Below are 19522 nucleotides of genomic sequence, written 5' to 3'. Positions count from 1 at the left end.
GCGCATTATAGGCCCCTGAAACGGCACGTCAACCGTTATTTTCAAAAAACTTTAATATCGCCGAAAAACAAAACGGGGAGGCCTACCGACCTCCCCGCTTCCATCGCTTCTCTATATAGAAGCCATCTTCACTCAGCTTTCAAGGTAATGCGCGCAAAGGCCTTCTTGCCCGCCTGGCACACATGGGTAGCGCCGACCGCAAAGACAAAGCCACGATCGACTACGGCGCCATCCACCTTGACCCCGCCAGCATTGAGCAGATCGCGCGCAGCCGCCGAGTTCTTCACCAGGCCTGCCTTGTTCAGCACGGCAGCAATCGGCATATCATCCGAAGCGACCACTTCAACCTCCGGCAGATCTTCCGGCAGCTCGCCATCCTTCATGCGGTTACCCGCAGCACGGTGGGCATTGGCCGCGGCTTCGTCGCCATGGAAGCGCGCCACGATCTCCTCAGCCAGCTTGATCTTGATATCACGCGGGTTTGCGCCCGCCTCGACATCAGCACGGAACTGGTTGATCTCGTCCATCGAACGGAAGCTCAACAGCTCGAAGTAACGCCACATCAACGTATCGGGAATGGACACCAGCTTGCTGTACATCACCCCAGGCGCTTCCTGGATACCCACGTAGTTACCCAGGGACTTGGACATTTTCTTCACACCATCGAGCCCTTCGAGCAGCGGCATGGTCACGATGTTCTGGGCTTCCTGACCATAAGCGCGCTGCAGCTCGCGCCCCATCAACAGGTTGAACTTCTGGTCGGTACCGCCCAGCTCGACATCAGCCTTGAGCGCCACCGAGTCGTAGCCCTGCACCAACGGGTACAGGAACTCATGGATCGCGATCGGCTGATTGCTGCTGTAGCGCTTGTCGAAGTCATCGCGCTCGAGCATGCGCGCCACGGTGTACTGGGAAGCCAGGCGAATGAAGTCAGCCGGGGTCAGCTTATCCATCCAGGTGGAGTTGAACGCGACCTCGGTCTTGGCTGGGTCGAGGATCTTGAACACCTGCTGCTTATAGGTCTCGGCGTTGTCCAGGACCTGCTCGCGAGTCAATGGAGGACGCGTGGCGCTCTTGCCGCTCGGGTCGCCGATCATGCCGGTGAAGTCGCCGATCAGGAAGATGACCTGATGCCCCAGGTCCTGGAACTGGCGCAGCTTGTTGATCAGCACCGTGTGCCCAAGGTGCAGGTCCGGCGCGGTCGGGTCGAAGCCCGCCTTGATACGCAGGGGCTGGCCGCGCTTGAGCTTCTCCACCAGTTCCGACTCGACCAATACCTCTTCCGCACCGCGCTTGATAAGCGCCAGCTGCTCTTCAACCGACTTCATAGACAGACCCGCAAGGCTCAGATTCAAGGGGAGCCAACCATACAAGATCGGCCGTCAAATACAAGTTTCGCAAAGGAATGTGACCCGAAAGGTGTATCGCGGCGTCTACGCGCCCTTGCGCGAAAATGGATTTGGTTATATTTTATACAGTTATTTCATCTTCATCATGTCATTCATCTTTTCCATTTCACTTTTTTCAAAGTCACCTCACCTATGACCAACGAGACGCCTAAAGCGCCCCCGCTTTATCCGAAAAGCCATTTGTTGGCCGCCAGCGGCATCGCCGCCTTGCTCAGCCTGGCTTTGCTGGTATTTCCCTCCAGCGAAGTCGAGGCCAAGAAGACCACCCTCAGCCTCGAGCTGGAGACCCCGGCAGAACAGCTGAAGGACGAGTCCAAGGCCGCCCCCCTGGTCCAAACCGAAGGCGACAAAGGCTCGCCCTTCGCCCAGATCGAGAGCACGGAGCCTGCGACCACGCAAACCGCCAAGCAAGCGCCTGCTGCCGAGGAGAAGGCGGAGGAAAGCGCCGACGCCAAGCTTCCCGGCCATCGCGAAGTCACCGTTGCCCGCGGCGATACGCTGTCCACCCTGTTTGCCAAGGTCGGGTTGCCGAGCAATGTGGTCCATGACGTCCTGGCCAGCGGCAAGCAAGCCAAGCAGTTCAGCCGGCTCAAGCATGGCCAGGTGCTGCAGTTCGAGCTCGACAAGGACGGCCAGCTGACCAGCCTGCACAGCAAGGTCAGCAACCTCGAGACCATTCGCCTGACCAAGACCGCCAAGGGCTACAGCTTCGATCGCGAAGTCAGCAAGCCAGTGGTGCGTACCGCCTATGCCCATGGCGTGATCAAGAGCTCGCTGTCGGCCTCTGCCAAGCGCGCCGGCCTGTCCCACAGCCTGACCATGGATATGGCGCGGGTGCTGGGCTACGACATCGACTTCGCCCAGGACATCCGCCCAGGCGACGAATTCGACGTGGTCTACGAGCAGAAGGTCATGGACGGCAAGGTGGTCGGCACCGGCAATATCCTTTCCGCCCGCTTCACCAACCGCGGCAAGACCTACACCGCTGTGCGCTACACCAACAAGCAGGGCAACACCAGCTACTACACCGCCGACGGCAACAGCCTGCGCAAGGCGTTCATCCGCACGCCGGTGGACTTCGCCCGCATCAGCTCGCGCTTCTCCGCCGGCCGCAAGCACCCGATCCTGAACAAAATCCGGGCCCATAAAGGCGTCGACTACGCAGCCCCTCGCGGCACCCCGATCAAGGCCGCCGGCGACGGCAAGGTCTTGCTTGCAGGCCGTCGCGGCGGCTACGGCAACACCGTGATCATCGCCCACGGCAACTCCTACAAGACGCTCTACGGCCACATGCAGGGCTTCGCCAAGGGCATCAAGACCGGCAGCTCGGTCAAGCAAGGCCAGATCATCGGCTATATCGGTACCACCGGGCTGTCCACCGGGCCGCACCTGCACTATGAGTTCCAGGTCAACGGCGTGCACGTCGACCCCTTGAGCCGCAAGCTGCCCATGGCCGACCCGATCGCCCGCGCCGAGCGCCAACGCTTCCTGCAACAGAGCAAGCCCCTGATCGCCCGCATGGACCAGGAAAAGGCCACCATGCTCGCAGCCAACAAGCGCTGACCCATGGCGCTCTATCTAGGTGTGATGTCCGGAACCAGCCTCGACGGCCTGGACATCGCACTGATCGACCAAGGCGAGCAGACCCGTCTGCTCGCCACCCACTACATCCCCATGCCCGCCGACCTTCGCCGGGACCTGCTCGCCCTCTGCGCCAGCGGCCCTGACGAAATCGCCCGTGCCTGCCTCGCGGAAAACCGCTGGGCCACCCTCGCCGCAGATGGCATCCACCAACTCCTGGCAAGCCAGGGTCTGGATGCCGGTGCCATTCGCGCGATCGGCAGCCACGGCCAGACCATCCGCCACGAGCCCGCGCGCGGCTTCACCGTGCAGATCGGCAACCCGGCCCTGTTGGCAGAGCTCACCGGCGTGTGCGTAGTGGCGGACTTCCGGCGCCGCGATGTCGCAGCAGGTGGCCAGGGCGCGCCACTGGTACCCGCCTTCCACGAGGCACTGTTCGGCCACCTGGGCCAAGGGGTCGCTGTCCTCAACGTCGGCGGGTTCAGCAACCTCAGCCTGATCGAACAGGGCAAGCCAGTGCATGGTTTCGACTGTGGCCCGGGCAATGTACTGCTCGATGCCTGGATCGAACGCAAGCGCGGCCAGGCCTACGATGCCGACGGCAACTGGGCGGCCAGCGGCAGCGTATCTAGTGACCTGCTCGCCCGCCTGCTCGCCGACCCGTTCTTCGCCGGAACCGGCCCCAAGAGCACCGGCCGCGAGGTGTTCAACCTCCCCTGGCTGGACGCTCATCTGGCGGCGCTGCCGAACTACCGGGACGAAGACATCCAGGCGACCTTGCTGGAGCTGACTGCCTGCAGCATCGTCGATTCGCTACGCAGCGCCCAGCCCCACACTGGAACCTTGCTGGTATGCGGTGGCGGCGCACGCAACGGCGCACTGATGCGGCGGTTGGCGGCCTTGCTGCCGTCTGCACGAGTCGCCAGCACCGCAGCCTACGGTGTCGATCCGGACTGGGTCGAGGCCATGGCCTTCGCCTGGTTGGCCCATTGCTGTCTCGAAGGCATTCCAACCAACCGTCCGAGCGTCACGGCTGCCAAGGGGCTGCGCGTACTCGGCGCGATCTACCCGGCTTGATGCCCATGCAGAAAGCAAAACGCCGCGCATAAGCGCGGCGTTTTCATTACAGGCCAGGCTCAGATCGAGAACGACGAGCCACAGCCGCAGGTGGTGGTGGCGTTAGGGTTCTTGATCACGAAGCGCGACCCTTCCAGGCCTTCCTGATAGTCCACCTCGGCGCCCGCCAGGTACTGGAAGCTCATCGGGTCCACGACCAGGGAAACCCCCTCGCGCTCGACCACGGTGTCGTCTTCGGCTACTTCCTCATCGAAGGTGAAGCCGTACTGGAACCCCGAGCAGCCGCCGCCGGTCACGAACACACGCAGCTTCAGGCGATCATTGCCCTCTTCGGTGACCAGGGTCTTCACCTTGTGCGCAGCACCTTGGGTGAATTCCAAAGCCGTGGGGGTGAAGGTTTCGACGCTCATGTTGACTCTCCCGGCGCAATGCCGCCATAAAACTCGATGACGCGCATTATCCGCTTCTCCGAGAAAATCGGTCAAGAATTGTGCGGCTTTGGTCGTGCCCGGCAAAAATGGGGGCGTTATGCCCCTATCCTGTGTGGCTCGGACCGTCGATCAGGGCAGCAGGCCCGCGTGCGACAGGCCCATGCGCTCGTCCAGGCCGAACAGGATGTTCAGGTTCTGCACTGCCTGGCCGGAGGCGCCCTTGACCAGGTTGTCGATCACCGACAGCACGACCACCAGGTCACCACCCTGGGGCCGGTGCACCGCAATACGGCAGACGTTGGCGCCTCTCACGCTGCGGGTCTCCGGATGGCTGCCTGCCGGCATTACATCGACGAACGGCTCATCGGCATAACGTTTCTCGAACAGCGCCTGCAAGTCGACGCTGGTATTGGCGACGGTTGCATAAAGGGTGGCATGGATCCCGCGGATCATTGGGGTCAGATGCGGTACGAAGGTCAGGCCGACATCCTTGCCTGCAGCCAGGCGCAAGCCCTGGCTGATTTCCGGCAGGTGACGGTGCCCCTTGACCGCATAGGCCTTCATGCTTTCGCCAGCCTCGCAGAACAACGAGCCCACCGCTGCGCCACGCCCTGCGCCGCTGACACCGGACTTGCAGTCGGCGATCAACCGCGATGGGTCGGCCAGACCGGCTTCCAGCAGCGGCAGGAAGCCCAGCTGGGTAGCGGTCGGGTAGCAACCCGGCACAGCGATCAGGCGCGCCTGGCGGATCTTCTCGCGGTTGACCTCGGGCAAGCCATAGACCGCGTCCTTGAGCAGCTCCGGCGCACCATGGGGCTGGCCGTACCACTTGCCCCACTCCACCGCATCCTGAAGACGAAAGTCAGCGGACAGGTCGATGACCTTGGTGCCAGCAGCCAGCAGCTCGCCCGCCAGGGCATGGGCAACACCATGGGGCGTGGCGAAGAACACCACGTCACAGGCGCCCAGGGTCTTGCTGTCCGGGACACTGAAAGCCAGCCCGTCGTAATGGCCGCGTAGGTTCGGATACATGTCGGCGACCGCCACACCCGCCTCGGAGCGCGAAGTGATGACCGCGACCTCGGCCTGTGGGTGCTGTGCCAGCAGACGCAACAGTTCGACGCCGGTGTAACCCGTGCCGCCGACGATACCGACCTTGATCATAACGCTTGCCCCTTATCAACGAGCCAACTGGAAAACGCACGATAATAGGGGGCCGGGGGCTCTGTAACAACTCTTCGGATGCCCCGCCGGGCGCTTGGCCTTTACTATCTGACGACCGTGAAACCTGAAGGAACTTCCCAATGCTCTATCTATGGATCAAGGCCCTGCACATCATCAGTGTCGTCTGCTGGTTCGCCGGGCTGTTCTACCTGCCTCGGCTGTTCGTCTACCATGCCCAGAGCCAGGACAGCATTAGCCAGGAACGCTTCGTCACCATGGAGCGCAAGCTGTACCGCGGCATCATGAACCCGGCCATGATCGCGACCTATGTCTTCGGTGGCTGGATGCTGTACCTCAACCCCGGCTGGCTGAGCCAAGGCTGGTTGCACGCCAAGCTCACCCTGGTGGCATTGCTGACCGTCTACCACCACATGTGCGGCGCCCAGCGCAAACGCTTCGCCGCGGGCAGCAATACGCGCAGCCATGTGTACTACCGCTGGTTCAACGAAGTGCCGGTACTGTTTCTGCTGGGCATCGTGATCCTGGTGGTGGTCAAGCCCTTCTGAAGCCGACCGTACCAGGCCTGGCGCCTGGCGAGCTGTGCCAGCAAAAGGCACCACCTTCCCTGGCCAAGCTGTACACTAGGCGCCCTCTTCAGCCCCCAGGAGCCTTGCATGACCCGTTACGCCATGATCACCGGAGCTTCCAGCGGCCTGGGCCTGGCCCTGGCGGAAGCACTGGCACGGCGCGGGCGCAACCTGATCCTGGTGGCTCGCCACCGCGAAACCCTGGAGCCCGTGGCCATCGAGTTGACCCAGCGCTTCGGTGTCGAAGTCCTGTTCCGCGCCTGCGACCTGAGCCAGCCCCTGCGCCTGTCGGGCTTCGTGCTCGAGCTGGAGGAAGGCGAGCGGCGCATCGACCTTCTGGTCAATTGCGCGGCCCAGCGTGCCTACGGCCCCTTCCTGGCCCATGAGTGGGCAGACGAACAGGACCTGCTCGAGGTCAATATCCTTGCCCTGAGCCGCCTGTGTCATGCCATCGGCAACCTGATGGCGGTGCAGGGTGGCGGGCAGATCCTCAACGTCGCTTCCCTGGCCAGCGCAGCGCCCGGCCCTTGGATGGCTGCCTATGCAGCCAGCAAGGCATATGTGGTGAGTTTCTCCGAGGCGCTGCGCGAAGAACTCAAGCGGACCGGGATCAAGGTATCCGTGCTGTGCCCCGGCCCGGTGCGCTCGTCGCGCCGCCACATTCCCCGCCTCGAAGGCAGCACGCGCTGCCTGAGCCCTGAAGAAGTGGCGCTCTACACCGTGCGCGCGCTGGACAAGAATCGCGCCGTGATCATGCCGGGCCGGCGCAACCGCTGGCTGGCGGCGCTGCCACGCGTGATGCCACGCTGGCTTGCGCGCAAGCTGGCCGGCCTGGTCAACCGCCGCTATTGCCCGGTCGGCTTCCAATAGCCACTGGGCGAGCGTCGTCGCGCTGGGTACACTCGGCCCGACCCTCACCATGGAGCAAGTGCTGTGGAGACTATCTTCACCAAGATCATCAACCGGGAGATCCCGGCGAAGATCATCTACGAGGACGACCAGGTTCTGGCCTTCCACGATATCGCCCCGCAGGCGCCGGTGCATTTTCTGGTCATCCCGAAAAAGCCCATCCGCACCCTCAACGACCTGACCGAAGAAGACAAAGGCCTGGCCGGCCATATCCTGTTCACCGCGCAGCGCCTGGCCAAGGAGCTCGGCTGCGAGGAAGGCTTCCGTGTGGTCATGAACTGCAACGAGCAAGGCGGCCAGACCGTCTACCACATCCACATGCACGTGCTCGGCCAGCGCCAGATGCACTGGCCGCCGGGCTGATCCAGGGCATCCCCCTGCCCATCGATTGCGGTAAACTGTCGGGCACACTCTAGCGGAGGTGCCCGATGGCTACCGAACGTCACTACTCGCCGCTCGACCGCTTGTTGCTGCAGGCCGATACCGCCATGCGCACCTTGCTGCCCTTCAGCGGCCAACCCGCCCGCCCGTCCCCGGCCATCATCCAGCCGGATGCGGAACTGGACGAAAGCCAGACCCGCCACGTCGCCGGCCTGATGCGCATCAACCATACCGGTGAAGTCTGCGCCCAGGCGCTCTATCAGGGCCAGGCCCTGACCGCCAAGCTGCCACAAGTGCGCAAGGCCATGGAGCATGCTGCCGAGGAAGAAGTCGACCACCTGGCCTGGTGCGAACAGCGCATCCGTCAGCTGGGCAGCCACCCCAGCGTGCTCAACCCGCTGTTCTATGGCATGTCGTTTGGTATCGGCGCCCTCGCCGGCTTGGTCAGCGACAAGGTCAGCCTAGGCTTCGTGGCTGCCACCGAACACCAGGTGTGCAAGCACCTGGATGAGCACCTGGAGCAGATTCCCCAGGAAGACGAAAAGTCCCGTGCCATTCTCGAACAGATGCGTGTCGACGAAGAACAGCACGCCGAGTCGGCCCTCGAGGCCGGCGGTTATCGCTTCCCGGCTCCGATCCGCCTGGGCATGAGCCTGATGGCCAAGGTGATGACCAAGAGCACCTATCGTATCTAGGACGCCATCGATGACGGAACGATTCGACGCCAGGGACCTGGCACGCGCCGTGGAAGCGGGCATCCTCCAGCCGGGCCAGGATCAGGCCCTGCTGGGCTTCCTGCGCAAGCAACCGCAAAGCCGCGGCTCCTTCCAACTGGCCCACGTGGCATTCTATTTCGGCGCCTTGCTGATCATGGCCGCCATGGGCTGGCTGCTCACCGAAGCCTGGATGCGCGTCGGCGATGTGGCCCTGCTGGCCGTCGCCACTTCGTATATCGCGCTGCTGACCGCGTTCGCGCTGGCCCTGCAGCGCCGTGGGCAGCCCATCGCCGGCGGTGTGTTGGCGGCGGTCGCGGTGAGCATCGTGCCACTGGCCGTGTTCGCCATCGAACGCCTGGCAGGCTGGTGGCCGCTTGACGACAACCTGACGGACTATCACCAGTACTACACCTATGTGCAGGGTGGCTGGGTGCTGATGGAAGCCGCCACGGTGGTCGCCGGCCTGGTGATGCTGCGCCTGGTGCCCTTCCCCTTCATCGTCATGCCCATCGCCGTGGCCTTGTGGTTCATGTCGATGGACCTGAGCGAATGGTTCTATGGCTCGCCGTTCAGTTGGGAGCAGCGGCGTACCGTCTCGCTGTGGTTCGGCCTGGTGTTGCTGCTGGTCTTCATCGTGGTGGATGGCCGTACGCGGCGAGACTATGCCGGCTGGGGCTACCTGGCCGGGTTGGCCGCATTCTGGGGCGGGCTGACACTGCTGGACAGCGGCAGCGAGCTGGGCAAGGCGCTCTACTGCCTGATCAACCTTGGCCTGATGGGCCTGGCGGTGCTGCTGCGTCGGGCTGTGTTCATGGTCTTTGGTACCATGGGCGTAGCGGCCTACCTGGGCTACCTCTCCTATGAGGTCTTCGCCGATTCGCTGCTGTTCCCGGTGCTGCTGACGCTGATCGGCCTGGCCATGATCGGCCTGGGGCTGGCTTACCAGAAGCGTCGGGAGCAGCTGAGCCAGGCGCTGCGCGCGTGGCTGCCCGGGTGGTTGCGCCAGGCACTGCCGGCGCTGCGTGACTGAACCCCTGGCCTGCCAAGGTTTGCGCCGCACCTGTAGGTGCGGCGCTAGCAGGGCGACTCAACCCAGCTCGATGATTTCATAGCCATGGGTGATTTCCACCCCGGCCCGATCGAGCATGATCGACGCCGAGCAGTACTTCTCCGCCGACAGTTCCACCGCACGCTTGACCTGGGCTTCCTTGAGCCCACGCCCCTTGACCACGAAGTTCAGGTGGATCTTGGTGAACACCTTGGGGTCTTCGCTTGCGCGCTCGGCTTCCAGGAAGGCTTCACAGCTTTCAACGGCCTGGCGGGACTTCTTCAGGATGCTGACCACGTCGAAGCTGCTGCAGCCACCCAGGCCCAGCAGCAGCATTTCCATCGGGCGTACGCCCAGGTTGCGCCCGCCCGCCTCGGGAGGCCCGTCCATGACCACGACATGGCCGCTCCCCGACTCGCCGAGGAACATCGCTTCACCGGCCCACTGGATGCGTGCCTTCATGTATCTGGACTCCCTAAATTTCAGAAAAGGCCGTCAGCTTAGTCCTTGTGACGCTGTCGGAAAAGCTCAAGACGCGTCGCTTTCATGCCGATACAAACGGCAACGTCTGATAAGCTGACGCCAAATGACTGGCGCGTGAGGCCAGCATCCTATAAAAAGCCCATGCGTCGCATCGAACAGGATTTCGTGATGGTTGCTCCAGCCCTGCCCGCCAAGATCAAGAACATCGACAAACTGCTGGCTCACTGCCAGCGACGCCGCTACAACGCCAAGAGCAACATCATCTGCGCAGGCGACCGGGCAGAGACACTGTCATTCATCATCAAGGGCTCGGTGACCATCCTGATCGAAGATGACGATGGCCATGAAATGATCATCGCCTACCTCAACAGTGGCGACTTCTTCGGCGAGCTGGGCCTGTTCGAGTCTACAGGCCAGGCGCAACAACGCAGCGCCTGGGTTCGCGCCAAGACCGAATGTGAAGTGGCCGAGATCAGCTACGATAAGTTCCGCGAACTGGCCCGCCACGACCCGGACATCCTCTACGCCCTCGGCAGCCAGATGGCCCAGCGCCTGCGCAACACCACACGCAAGGTCGGCGACCTGGCCTTTTTCGATGTCACCGGGCGTGTCGCCCGTTGCCTGCTGGACCTGTGCAAGCAACCCGACGCCATGACCCACCCGGACGGCATGCAGATCAAGATCACCCGTCAGGAGATCGGACGTATCGTCGGTTGCTCACGGGAGATGGTCGGCCGCGTCCTCAAGGACCTCGAAGAACGCAGCCTGGTACAGGTCAAGGGCAAGACCATGGTGGTTCACGGCACCCGCTAGTCGCGCGGGATCGACGCGATCACCTCGGCATAGGCCTGGCTGAGGCGCTCGAACCAGGGCGCCTGCGGCACCACCTCGTGCAAGGCGATATGGCTGTCGGCGCGGCAGCGTTGCTCCAGCCCGCAACATTCATTGAAGCGATTGACCGCCGCGACCATCGACTCACGTTCGTTGTCCAGCAACAGCGCACCGTGCACCAACACCACTGCCCGCTTGCCGCCCAGGCCCTGGCGCCAGCGCTGGGCAGTGCCAACCAGCTTGCGGCCATTGAGGTTGACGTTGTACCGCCCATCACAGAACGCACCATCGATCTCCCCGACCGACGCCACGCCGCCCCACTCGCGCAGCACGTCGCACAATGGCAGGCACAAACGCTCATAGGCGTTTTCGATGCGACCATGATCGCCCTCGCTGCGCGGCGCCACATAGACCAGCGCCACATTCACCGTGGTGTGGGACTGCGGCACCGGCTCACCGCCGGTTTCACGCAGCAGCACCGGCCACCCTGCAATCGCCAGCTCTGCACAGGCGGCTTCGAAGTTGTCCAGGCGGCTCATGCGTCGTGGCATCACCAGAGCACGGTCGGTGGGGCGCCAGAACAATACGCCGGAATCGCGTTCGCCGCGGCAGACGGCGGCCAGCAGGTCCTGCTCGGCGTGCAGGCCCTGTTCAACGGTGAGGGCCAGGGGTTGGTCGCTCATTGATCCACCTACTGTTGTTGTCACTGAGCCTTTCGCGGGTAAACCCGCTTCAAAAAAGCCGGCATTACCTAACGCCAGTCAGTTAAGCCTTATCGGCTGCATTTGGGTCTGCTTCGCAGCCCATCGCCGGCAAGCCGGCTCCCACAGGTTCCGCGGTGTCTACAACAGCAGCGCAGGACAGGTGGGAGCCGGCTTGCCGGCGATGGGGCCTTAACTGACAGGCATTCGGCATTACGCCGGCTTTCGATTCGATCAGTCCAATGCCTGACCTACGGTCTTCACCGCCCGTTCGGGGAAAAACAAACGCTGCAACTCCAGCCCCGGCTGCTCGGCGCGCATGAACGCCTCACCCACCAGGAACGAGTACACCTCGTTGATCTCCATCAGCTCTACGTCGGCACGATTGAGGATGCCGCTCTCGGTGATGGCCAGCCGGTCACGCGGGATACGGGGCAACAGGTCGAGGGTGGTTTCCAGGCTGACCTCGAAGGTATGCAGGTTGCGGTTGTTCACCCCCACCAGCGGTGTATCGAGGGTGTTCAGGGCGCGCTCCAGCTCGTCACCGTCATGCACTTCCACCAGCACGTCGAGGCCGACGTCCTTGGCGGTGGCCGCAAGCTCAGCCATGCGCACGTCATCCAGCGCGGCGACGATGAGCAACACACAGTCGGCCCCCAGGGCGCGGGCTTCCACGACTTGGTATGGGTCGATCAGGAAATCCTTGCGAATCACCGGTAGCGCGCAGGCGGCGCGGGCCTGTTGCAGGTAGGCATCGCCACCCTGGAAGTAGTCCACATCGGTCAGCACCGACAGGCAGGTCGCCCCACCTTTCTCGTAGCTGACCGCGATGTCGGCAGGCACGAAATGCTCGCGGATCACCCCCTTGCTGGGCGAAGCCTTCTTGATCTCGGCGATCACCGCCGGCTGCTTGCGCTTGGCCTGTTCGATCAACGCCTGGGCAAAGCCACGCGGCGCATCGGCTGCCTTGGCCAGGCGCTCGACCTCGGCCAGGCTGACCCGGGCACTGCGCTCGGCCACTTCCTCGACCTTGCGGGCAAGGATCTTCTCCAGCACCGTCGGCACGCTCATGCTTCGTTCTCCTGCTTGAATACGGCGGTAAAGGCACCCAGCTCCTGCAGCTTCTCCCAGGCAAGGCCAGTGTGCAGCACGTCATGGGCCAGCTCGACGCCCCCCTTGAGGGTCATCGCATGATCGGCGGCATACAGGGCCGCACCGGCATTGAGCACGATCATTTCGGCAGCCTTCTGGCCGTTCTCGGTCTTGCGCCGGCCAAGCGCATCGCGGATCAACTCCAGCGAAGCCTGCGGCCCCTCGACCGCCAGGCCATGCAGGCTCTGGCTCTTCATGCCAAGGTCTTCGGGCTCGACCCAGTATTCGGTGATCTGGTCATTCTTCAGTTCGGCCACGAAGGTCGGCGCGGCGAGGCTGAACTCGTCCAGGCCGTCCTTGGAATGCACCACCAGCACATGCTTGCTGCCCAGGCGCTGCAACACTTCGGCCAAGGGACGGCACAAGGCTTGGGTGAACACCCCGACCACCTGGTGCTTCACACCGGCCGGATTCGTAAGCGGGCCAAGCATGTTGAACAGGGTGCGCAACCCCAGGTCACGGCGTGGGCCAGCAGCGTGCTTCATGGCGCTGTGGTGGGTCTGGGCGAACATGAAGCCGATCCCCAGGCTGTCGATGCAGCGGGCGACCTGGACCGGAGTCAGGTTCAGGTAGATACCGGCAGCCTCCAGCAGATCGGCACTGCCGCTCTTGCCGGATACCGCGCGATTGCCGTGCTTGGCCACGGTGCAACCCGCTGCCGCCAGGACGAAGGACGACGCGGTGGAAACGTTGAAGATATTGGCACCGTCGCCGCCGGTACCGACGATGTCGACGACACCGTCCAGGGTCTTGAGCTCGACCTTGTCGGCCAGCTCACGCATCACCGACACAGCGCCGACGATCTCGTCGATGCTCTCGCTCTTCATGCGCATGCCCATCAGGAAGGCACCGATCTGTGCCTCGCTGCACTGGCCGGTCATGATCTGGCGCATGACGTCGCGCATTTCCTCGGTGGTGAGGTCCAGGTGGCCGACGATACGGCCCAGCGCGCTCTTGATATCCATGTTCGATCCTTAGCGGCGGCCGCCGGTCTGCTTGAGGAAGTTGGCGAACAGTTCGTGCCCCTGCTCGGTGAGGATCGACTCGGGGTGGAACTGCACCCCCTCGATGTTCAGCGTCTTGTGGCGCAAGCCCATGATCTCGTCGACCGAGCCGTCGTCATGGGCGGTCCAGGCCGTGACTTCCAGGCAGTCGGGCAGGGTGTCGCGCTTGACCACCAGGGAATGGTAGCGGGTCACGGTGAGTGGGTTGTTGAGCCCGGCGAACACACCCAGGTCGCGATGGTGGACCGGGCTGGTCTTGCCGTGCATCACCTGGCGGGCACGTACCACGTCACCGCCAAAAGCCTGGCCGATGGACTGGTGCCCAAGGCACACGCCGAGGATCGGCAGCTTGCCGGCAAAATGCAGGATGGCCTCGATGGAGACGCCCGCCTCGCTCGGTGTGCAAGGCCCAGGAGAAACCACGATGCGCTCGGGGTTGAGGGCTTCGATCTGGGCGATGGTCATTTCATCGTTGCGAATGACCTTGACCTCGGCACCCAGCTCGCCCAGGTATTGAACGACGTTGTAGGTGAAGGAGTCGTAATTGTCGATCATCAGTAACATCGGGTTGAACCTCTTGAATCTACTGACTTTGAATTCGAACCTTCCAGCGCCGGACGCAAAGGCGGGCTATCGCGCGGGGTGCGCTCGGTGAAACAGCTGGGAGGCAAACGGGGACGGGCCGGGCTGGCCGGCAGGAGATAAAGTCAGGCGCGCCAACGCCAACGGGCGTGGGCCTTGATAACGCGCATCAAGAGTTTGCTGACGATCAACACAGGATTAGGTCTCGCTCATACGTCACGGCACAGTAGCCTACCGGGACGGCGGGTGCAATATGCCCGTAAACACGGCGAAACGAATCCACTCGGGAAGAATGACCACAGGTTTGCTAAGGTCAATCGGCTTGTCCTGATAAAAACAATGAAAAGGATCTTCCTCCATGCAAAAACCACCCTTTCTTCGCTCCTTGCTGGGCTTGCTGGCCCTTTCCTGCAGCCACGCCATGGCGGCACCTTCGCCCTACTCCTCGATGATCGTGTTCGGCGATAGCCTCAGCGATGCCGGGCAGTTCGGCCTGCGCTTCACCAACCGCAACGCCGATGGCAGCTATGCGCCGGTCACGCCGATGATCCTCGGCAGCCGCCTGGGAGTCGCGCCCGAGGAGCTGAACCCCTCCACGTCCATCGGTACCCGGCCCGACGGCAACAACTGGGCCGTCGGCGGCTACACCACGCAGCAGATACTCGACTCGATCACCGACACCTCACGCACCGTCATCCCACCAGGCCGCCCGGGGGCGGGCCTGGTATTGCGCGAACGCGACGGCTACCTGGCCAATGGCAAGTTCGCCGACCCCAACGCCTTGTACTACCTGACCGGCGGCGGCAACGATTTCCTCCAGGGCCTGGTCAACACGCCGGCTGACGCTGCAGCCGCAGGTGGGCGCCTGGCGGCAAGCGCCCACGCACTGCAACAGGGTGGAGCACGCTACATCATGGTCTGGCTGTTGCCAGACCTGGGCCAGACCCCCAACTACAGCGGCACGCCACTTGAAGGCCCGCTGTCGCAATTGTCCGGCGTATTCAACCAGTCATTGCTGAACCAGCTCGGGCAGATCGATGCCCAGATCATCCCGCTGAACATTCCGATGCTCCTCCAGGAAGCTCTGGCGAGCCCCGCCGAGTTCGGCCTGGCGACCGACCAGAACCTGGTCGGCACCTGCTACAGCGGCGAAGGCTGCGTGGGCAACCCGGTGTATGGCGCCAACGGCACCGCGCCGGACCCGACCAAGCTGCTGTTCAACGACTCGGTCCACCCGACCATCGCCGGCCAGCAACTGATCGCCGACTATGGCTATTCGATCCTGGCCGCACCCTGGGAACTGACGCTGCTGCCGGAAATGGCCCACGGCAACCTGCGCGCCCACCAGGACGAACTGCGCAACCAATGGCAGGCCCCTTGGCAGGCGGTTGGCCAATGGCAACCGTTCGTCGCCACGGGAGCCCAGGATTTGGACTTCGACGGCCAGCGCAGCGGCGCCAGCGGTGATGGCCGTGGCTACAACCTGACCCTGGGCGGCAGCTACCGGTTCGACGACGCCTGGCGCATCGGCCTGGCCGCAGGCGTGAACCGGCAAAAACTCGAAGCCGGCGCGCACGACTCGGACTACAAGCTCGACAGCTACCTCGCCACGGTATTCGCCCAGTATCGCCAGGGCCGCTGGTGGGGAGATGCGGCCTTGACCGCCGGGCACCTGGACTATCACGACCTCAAGCGCACCTTCGCGCTCGGCGCCGGCGAGCGCAGCGAGAAAGGCGACACCGATGGCGAAGCCTGGGCGCTCACCGGCCGGCTGGGCTACAACCTGGCGACCGAGCACAGCGCCTGGCAGCTGTCACCTTTCGTCAGCGCCGATTATGCACGGGTCAAGGTCGATGGTTACGAAGAAAAAAGCGGGCGCTCCACGGCCCTGGCCTTCGATGACCAGGAACGGACTTCGCGGCGCCTGGGGCTTGGCTTGCAAGGCGGGTATCAGTTCACGGTCGGCACCCGGCTGTTCGCCGAAGTCGCTCGCGAGCACGAGTTCGAAGATGATCGCCAGGACCTGACCATGCACTTGACCAGCCTGCCGGCCCACGACTTCACGCTCACAGGCTATACGCCAGACAGCAACCTGACGCGGGCCAGCCTGGGGCTGACCCATGAGCTGGTGGCAGGGGTGCATGTGCGTGGGAACTACAACTGGCGCAAGAGTGATGACGTGACCCAGCAAGGCGTGAGCCTGGCGTTGAGCCTGGATTTCTAGGCCAACCCGGGCCGGCCCAATCGCTGGCAAGCCAGCTCACACAGGTTTTCGCAGTTCTCGAACCTGTGGGAGCCGGCTTGCCGGCGATGGGCTGCTCGGCAGCCGTGGATCAAAGGCTTATTTGGCCGGTGTCTGCTCCGCCAGAGCCACCGCGCGGAACATTGCCCGACGCTTGTTGATGGTTTCTTCCCATTCCAACGCCGGCACCGAATCGGCCACGATACCGCCACCGGCCTGCACATGCAGCTCGCCGTCCTTGATCACCGCAGTACGGATGGCGATGGCGGTATCCATGTTGCCGTTCCAGGCAAAGTAGCCCACCGCTCCTCCGTAGACGCCACGCTTGACCGGCTCCAGCTCGTCGATGATCTCCATGGCTCGGATCTTCGGCGCTCCCGACAAGGTGCCAGCTGGCAGGATCGCGCGCAGCGCGTCCATCGCGGTCAGCCCTTCGCGCAGTTGGCCGGTGACGTTGGAGACGATGTGCATGACGTTGGAGTAGCGCTCGATAACCATCTTCTCGGTCAAGCGCACGCTGCCGGTGGACGACACCCGGCCCACATCGTTGCGCCCCAGGTCGATGAGCATCAGGTGCTCGGCGATTTCCTTGTCGTCCGACAGCAGGTCGTCTTCCAGCGCCCGGTCGGCTTCCTCGGTCGCACCACGCGGGCGGGTACCGGCGATCGGCCGCACGGTGACCAGGTTGTCCTCGACCCGCACCAGCACCTCTGGGGAGCTGCCGACCACATGGAAATCGCCAAAGTTGAAGAAGTACATGTACGGCGTCGGGTTGAAGCAACGCAAGGCACGGTACAGGTCGATCGGCGCGGCCTTGAAGTCGATGGACATACGCTGGGACGGCACCACCTGCATGCAGTCGCCGGCCAGGATGTATTCCTTGATGCGCCCCACCGCGTTCTCATAGTCCTCGCGGGTATAGCTGGAGCGAAATGCCGGCTCCGCGGCGAGCGGGCCGCTCAGGTCCAGGCCACGGCGCGGAGTGATCGGCTCGCGCAGCTTGGCCAGCAGGCCCTGCAAGCGGGCCTGGCCCTGTTCGTAGGCCTGCTCCTGGGCCGGGTCGACCAGCACGATGGCGTGCATCTTGCCGGCCAGGTTGTCGAACACCACCACGGCGTCGGAGACCATCAGCAGGATATCCGGCACACCCAGCGGGTCCGGGTTCGGGCACGCCCCCAGGCGCTTTTCCACATAGCGCACACAGTCATAGCCGAAGTAACCGACCAGGCCGCCGTTGAAACGCGGCAGGCCTGGAATGTCGGCTACCTTGTAGCGGTCCTTGAAGGCTTCGACGAAGGCCAGGGGGTCTTCCACCTCGTGGTTTTCCACCTGCTCGCCATCCTGCAGGATGCTCGCCTGGTAGCCATGCACCCGCAGCACGGTGCGCGACGGCAGGCCGATCATCGAATAACGGCCCCACTTCTCGCCGCCCTGCACAGACTCGAGCAGATAGGAGTTGGGCTGGTCGGCCAGCTTCAGGTAGATCGACAGCGGTGTATCGAAGTCGGCCAGGGTTTCACAGGCCAGGGGAATGCGGTTATAGCCGGCAGCGGCCAGGCGCAGGAATTCTTCGCGGGTCATGGGTAGCCTCGTGGCAAGCAGCAATAGGGTCGGGCAAGCGGACGGGCCGGCAGGCGCCGGCGGGCAGGAGTCAGGCGCGCCAGCGCCAACGGGCCAGGGCCTTGATGACTTTCATCCAGAATTTGCCGGTAACCGCCACGGTGGACTCTCTGTCTTGTGAGGCCTGAAGGTCCGCCAACGTTATCCCAGTGGCCGGGAGTAAGCAACCTGGCAACAGGGCGCGCAGGTCGTCGATGACCAGGCTGGGCGATTCTTCATGGATCGGACGCCCATGGTTGTAGCCGTAGGTCAGCCCCACGCACTTGACCCCGGCCGCCTTGGCCGCCAGTACATCGCTGCGCGAGTCCCCCACGAACAGCGACTGCTCGGGGCGCACGCCGGCCATCTTCATGACGAACAGCAGCGCAGCCGGGTCGGGCTTTTTCTGTGGCAGGGTGTCGCCGCCGATGATCCAGCGGAAATAGCGGCCGATCTTCATCTGGTCCAGCAACGGACCGACGAAGCGCTCGGGCTTGTTGGTGATCAGCGCCATCTCCACACCCTGCTTGCGCAACCAGCGCAGGGTATCGCGCACGCCAGGGTAGACCACCGTCAGGTCGTGGCTTTCGCCATAGGCTTCCATGAACAGCGCCAGGCCCTGTTCGGCCAGCTCGTCGTCGACTGCATCGTGGTCCAGACCACCGGCCAGGGCACGCCGGACCAGGACCTGGGCGCCGTTGCCGACCCAGTGGCGCACGGCCTCCAGGCCCGCGGGCGGGCGCCCCAACTGGAGCAGCATACGATCCACGGCGGCAGCCAAGTCAGGGACCGAATCGATCAGGGTGCCATCCAGATCGAACATCACCAGCCTGGGCAGCGCTCCTGGGAACAGCTGCTCGAAGCCGCTCATGGGCGAGCCTGGGCCAGCTCGGCGCGCATCTTGGCGATGACTTCCTGGTAGTCCGGCGCATTGAAGATCGCCGAACCGGCCACGAAGGTATCGGCACCGGCGGCAGCGATCTCACGAATGTTGTTGACGTTGACGCCGCCATCGATCTCCAGGCGGATATCGCGGCCGCTGGCGTCGATCAAGGCACGGGCTTCGCGCAACTTGTCGAGGGTGCCGGGGATGAACTTCTGCCCGCCGAACCCTGGGTTGACGCTCATCAGCAGGACCATGTCGATCTTGTCCATCACGTATTTAAGCGCATCCAGGCTGGTAGCCGGGTTGAACACCAGGCCAGCCTTGCAGCCACCGTCGCGGATCAGTTGCAAGGAGCGGTCGATGTGCTGGGAAGCTTCCGGGTGGAAGGTGATGTAGGTGGCGCCAGCCTCGATGAAGTCACCGATGATGCGATCGACCGGGCTGACCATCAGGTGCACGTCGATCGGTGCGGTCACGCCGTACTTGCGCAGGGCGCTGCAGACCATCGGGCCGATGGTCAGGTTGGGTACGTAGTGGTTGTCCATCACATCGAAGTGAACGATGTCGGCCCCGGCGGCCAGTACCTTGTCGACGTCCTCGCCCAGGCGGGCGAAATCGGCGGAGAGGATGGAGGGAGCAATAGCGTAGGGCTGCATGGCGCACCTGTTGGCAGAAATCACGGTGGCGCGCATTGTAACTCAGGGAGGCGGATGAGGGCTGATTGGTATCAATTCGATCG

The 19522-nt window shown here is 63.5% G+C and carries 20 protein-coding genes; 9 read left to right on the top strand and 11 right to left on the bottom strand.

Annotated elements, in window-relative coordinates:
- Nucleotides 1–128: 128 nt before the first annotated feature.
- A complete protein-coding gene (tyrS, locus tag AC1MHZ_RS16540) occupies nt 129–1328 on the bottom strand; it encodes a tyrosine--tRNA ligase (RefSeq protein WP_482966626.1) in 1200 nt (399 codons plus the stop codon).
- 213 nt (nt 1329–1541) lie between these two features.
- Here tyrS and AC1MHZ_RS16535 point away from each other — a divergent pair, with 213 nt between their 5' ends.
- Both AC1MHZ_RS16535 and AC1MHZ_RS16530 read left to right on the top strand, forming a co-directional pair.
- Complete coding sequence (locus tag AC1MHZ_RS16535; protein ID WP_368830265.1) at nt 1542–2972, top strand: peptidoglycan DD-metalloendopeptidase family protein; 1431 nt, start codon at nt 1542–1544, stop codon at nt 2970–2972.
- A 3-nt stretch (nt 2973–2975) separates the two neighbouring features.
- Nucleotides 2976–4067: an anhydro-N-acetylmuramic acid kinase gene (locus tag AC1MHZ_RS16530; RefSeq protein ID WP_482966625.1), complete on the top strand. Its 1092-nt coding sequence runs from the start codon at nt 2976–2978 to the stop codon at nt 4065–4067.
- A 59-nt stretch (nt 4068–4126) separates the two neighbouring features.
- Here AC1MHZ_RS16530 and erpA read toward each other — a convergent pair whose 3' ends face one another.
- Nucleotides 4127–4477 carry an iron-sulfur cluster insertion protein ErpA gene (gene erpA, locus AC1MHZ_RS16525; protein ID WP_084856129.1) on the bottom strand — a complete coding sequence of 117 codons (351 nt, stop codon included), beginning with the start codon at nt 4475–4477 and terminating at the stop codon, nt 4127–4129.
- A gap of 150 nt (nt 4478–4627) precedes the next feature.
- Nucleotides 4628–5662, bottom strand: coding sequence for an N-acetyl-gamma-glutamyl-phosphate reductase (gene argC / locus AC1MHZ_RS16520; RefSeq protein WP_482966624.1), 1035 nt, complete (start codon nt 5660–5662; stop codon nt 4628–4630).
- Between the two features lie 140 nt (nt 5663–5802).
- Between argC and hemJ the strand changes: the two genes are divergently transcribed.
- The 5 genes from hemJ (at nt 5803) to AC1MHZ_RS16495 (ending at nt 9285) form a co-directional block, all read left to right on the top strand.
- Nucleotides 5803–6228: a protoporphyrinogen oxidase HemJ gene (hemJ, locus tag AC1MHZ_RS16515; RefSeq protein ID WP_084856133.1), complete on the top strand. Its 426-nt coding sequence runs from the start codon at nt 5803–5805 to the stop codon at nt 6226–6228.
- Nucleotides 6229–6336: 108 nt separating this feature from the next.
- The gene (locus tag AC1MHZ_RS16510; protein ID WP_084856135.1) at nt 6337–7119 is read left to right on the top strand and encodes an SDR family NAD(P)-dependent oxidoreductase; all 783 of its coding nucleotides are present in this window, start codon (nt 6337–6339) and stop codon (nt 7117–7119) included.
- A gap of 63 nt (nt 7120–7182) precedes the next feature.
- The gene (locus AC1MHZ_RS16505) at nt 7183–7521 is read left to right on the top strand and encodes a histidine triad nucleotide-binding protein (RefSeq protein ID WP_084856137.1); all 339 of its coding nucleotides are present in this window, start codon (nt 7183–7185) and stop codon (nt 7519–7521) included.
- A gap of 65 nt (nt 7522–7586) precedes the next feature.
- Complete coding sequence (gene coq7, locus AC1MHZ_RS16500; RefSeq protein WP_084856139.1) at nt 7587–8234, top strand: 2-polyprenyl-3-methyl-6-methoxy-1,4-benzoquinone monooxygenase; 648 nt, start codon at nt 7587–7589, stop codon at nt 8232–8234.
- A gap of 10 nt (nt 8235–8244) precedes the next feature.
- A complete protein-coding gene (locus AC1MHZ_RS16495) occupies nt 8245–9285 on the top strand; it encodes a DUF2157 domain-containing protein (protein ID WP_368830269.1) in 1041 nt (346 codons plus the stop codon).
- 57 nt (nt 9286–9342) lie between these two features.
- Here AC1MHZ_RS16495 and AC1MHZ_RS16490 read toward each other — a convergent pair whose 3' ends face one another.
- A complete protein-coding gene (locus tag AC1MHZ_RS16490) occupies nt 9343–9765 on the bottom strand; it encodes an OsmC family protein (RefSeq protein WP_368830270.1) in 423 nt (140 codons plus the stop codon).
- Between the two features lie 189 nt (nt 9766–9954).
- Here AC1MHZ_RS16490 and crp point away from each other — a divergent pair, with 189 nt between their 5' ends.
- Complete coding sequence (gene crp / locus AC1MHZ_RS16485; protein WP_084856611.1) at nt 9955–10599, top strand: cAMP-activated global transcriptional regulator CRP; 645 nt, start codon at nt 9955–9957, stop codon at nt 10597–10599.
- On the opposite strand, the gene AC1MHZ_RS16480 is transcribed toward crp, so the two are convergent.
- From AC1MHZ_RS16480 to AC1MHZ_RS16465, 4 genes are all read right to left on the bottom strand, one after another.
- Nucleotides 10596–11300 carry a lipoate--protein ligase family protein gene (locus AC1MHZ_RS16480; protein ID WP_084856143.1) on the bottom strand — a complete coding sequence of 235 codons (705 nt, stop codon included), beginning with the start codon at nt 11298–11300 and terminating at the stop codon, nt 10596–10598. The genes crp and AC1MHZ_RS16480 overlap by 4 nt on opposite strands.
- A 252-nt stretch (nt 11301–11552) precedes the next feature.
- Complete coding sequence (trpC, locus tag AC1MHZ_RS16475) at nt 11553–12389, bottom strand: indole-3-glycerol phosphate synthase TrpC (protein ID WP_084856144.1); 837 nt, start codon at nt 12387–12389, stop codon at nt 11553–11555.
- On the bottom strand, nt 12386–13435 hold the full coding sequence (gene trpD, locus AC1MHZ_RS16470; RefSeq protein ID WP_084856145.1) for an anthranilate phosphoribosyltransferase: 1050 nt from the start codon (nt 13433–13435) through the stop codon (nt 12386–12388). Before trpD ends, trpC begins: the two co-directional genes overlap by 4 nt.
- A 9-nt stretch (nt 13436–13444) precedes the next feature.
- The gene (locus AC1MHZ_RS16465; RefSeq protein ID WP_084856147.1) at nt 13445–14038 is read right to left on the bottom strand and encodes an aminodeoxychorismate/anthranilate synthase component II; all 594 of its coding nucleotides are present in this window, start codon (nt 14036–14038) and stop codon (nt 13445–13447) included.
- A 376-nt stretch (nt 14039–14414) separates the two neighbouring features.
- Between AC1MHZ_RS16465 and estP the strand changes: the two genes are divergently transcribed.
- A complete protein-coding gene (gene estP, locus AC1MHZ_RS16460) occupies nt 14415–16280 on the top strand; it encodes an esterase EstP (protein WP_482966623.1) in 1866 nt (621 codons plus the stop codon).
- A gap of 117 nt (nt 16281–16397) precedes the next feature.
- Here the strand turns inward: estP and trpE are convergent, their stop codons facing one another.
- From trpE to rpe, 3 genes are all read right to left on the bottom strand, one after another.
- The gene (trpE, locus tag AC1MHZ_RS16455) at nt 16398–17879 is read right to left on the bottom strand and encodes an anthranilate synthase component I (protein WP_084856150.1); all 1482 of its coding nucleotides are present in this window, start codon (nt 17877–17879) and stop codon (nt 16398–16400) included.
- A 70-nt stretch (nt 17880–17949) separates the two neighbouring features.
- The gene (locus AC1MHZ_RS16450) at nt 17950–18768 is read right to left on the bottom strand and encodes a phosphoglycolate phosphatase (RefSeq protein ID WP_084856153.1); all 819 of its coding nucleotides are present in this window, start codon (nt 18766–18768) and stop codon (nt 17950–17952) included.
- Nucleotides 18765–19439 carry a ribulose-phosphate 3-epimerase gene (gene rpe / locus AC1MHZ_RS16445; protein WP_084856613.1) on the bottom strand — a complete coding sequence of 225 codons (675 nt, stop codon included), beginning with the start codon at nt 19437–19439 and terminating at the stop codon, nt 18765–18767. Before rpe ends, AC1MHZ_RS16450 begins: the two co-directional genes overlap by 4 nt.
- Between the last annotated feature and the right edge of the window lie 83 nt (nt 19440–19522).

Source organism: Pseudomonas sp. FA-1 (assembly GCF_056856075.1).
The sequence above is the reverse complement of the archived record's forward strand: the minus strand, read 5'-3'. Positions and strand labels throughout refer to the sequence as shown.

Coding starts and splice junctions, on each gene's coding strand:
- tyrS (WP_482966626.1), bottom strand. CDS start 1,328: ATGAAGTCGGTTGAAGAGCAGCTGGCGCTTATCAAGCGCGGTGCGGAA.
- AC1MHZ_RS16535 (WP_368830265.1), top strand. CDS start 1,542: ATGACCAACGAGACGCCTAAAGCGCCCCCGCTTTATCCGAAAAGCCAT.
- AC1MHZ_RS16530 (WP_482966625.1), top strand. CDS start 2,976: ATGGCGCTCTATCTAGGTGTGATGTCCGGAACCAGCCTCGACGGCCTG.
- erpA (WP_084856129.1), bottom strand. CDS start 4,477: ATGAGCGTCGAAACCTTCACCCCCACGGCTTTGGAATTCACCCAAGGT.
- argC (WP_482966624.1), bottom strand. CDS start 5,662: ATGATCAAGGTCGGTATCGTCGGCGGCACGGGTTACACCGGCGTCGAA.
- hemJ (WP_084856133.1), top strand. CDS start 5,803: ATGCTCTATCTATGGATCAAGGCCCTGCACATCATCAGTGTCGTCTGC.
- AC1MHZ_RS16510 (WP_084856135.1), top strand. CDS start 6,337: ATGACCCGTTACGCCATGATCACCGGAGCTTCCAGCGGCCTGGGCCTG.
- coq7 (WP_084856139.1), top strand. CDS start 7,587: ATGGCTACCGAACGTCACTACTCGCCGCTCGACCGCTTGTTGCTGCAG.
- AC1MHZ_RS16495 (WP_368830269.1), top strand. CDS start 8,245: ATGACGGAACGATTCGACGCCAGGGACCTGGCACGCGCCGTGGAAGCG.
- AC1MHZ_RS16490 (WP_368830270.1), bottom strand. CDS start 9,765: ATGAAGGCACGCATCCAGTGGGCCGGTGAAGCGATGTTCCTCGGCGAG.
- crp (WP_084856611.1), top strand. CDS start 9,955: ATGGTTGCTCCAGCCCTGCCCGCCAAGATCAAGAACATCGACAAACTG.
- AC1MHZ_RS16480 (WP_084856143.1), bottom strand. CDS start 11,300: ATGAGCGACCAACCCCTGGCCCTCACCGTTGAACAGGGCCTGCACGCC.
- trpC (WP_084856144.1), bottom strand. CDS start 12,389: ATGAGCGTGCCGACGGTGCTGGAGAAGATCCTTGCCCGCAAGGTCGAG.
- trpD (WP_084856145.1), bottom strand. CDS start 13,435: ATGGATATCAAGAGCGCGCTGGGCCGTATCGTCGGCCACCTGGACCTC.
- AC1MHZ_RS16465 (WP_084856147.1), bottom strand. CDS start 14,038: ATGTTACTGATGATCGACAATTACGACTCCTTCACCTACAACGTCGTT.
- estP (WP_482966623.1), top strand. CDS start 14,415: ATGCAAAAACCACCCTTTCTTCGCTCCTTGCTGGGCTTGCTGGCCCTT.
- trpE (WP_084856150.1), bottom strand. CDS start 17,879: ATGACCCGCGAAGAATTCCTGCGCCTGGCCGCTGCCGGCTATAACCGC.
- AC1MHZ_RS16450 (WP_084856153.1), bottom strand. CDS start 18,768: ATGAGCGGCTTCGAGCAGCTGTTCCCAGGAGCGCTGCCCAGGCTGGTG.
- rpe (WP_084856613.1), bottom strand. CDS start 19,439: ATGCAGCCCTACGCTATTGCTCCCTCCATCCTCTCCGCCGATTTCGCC.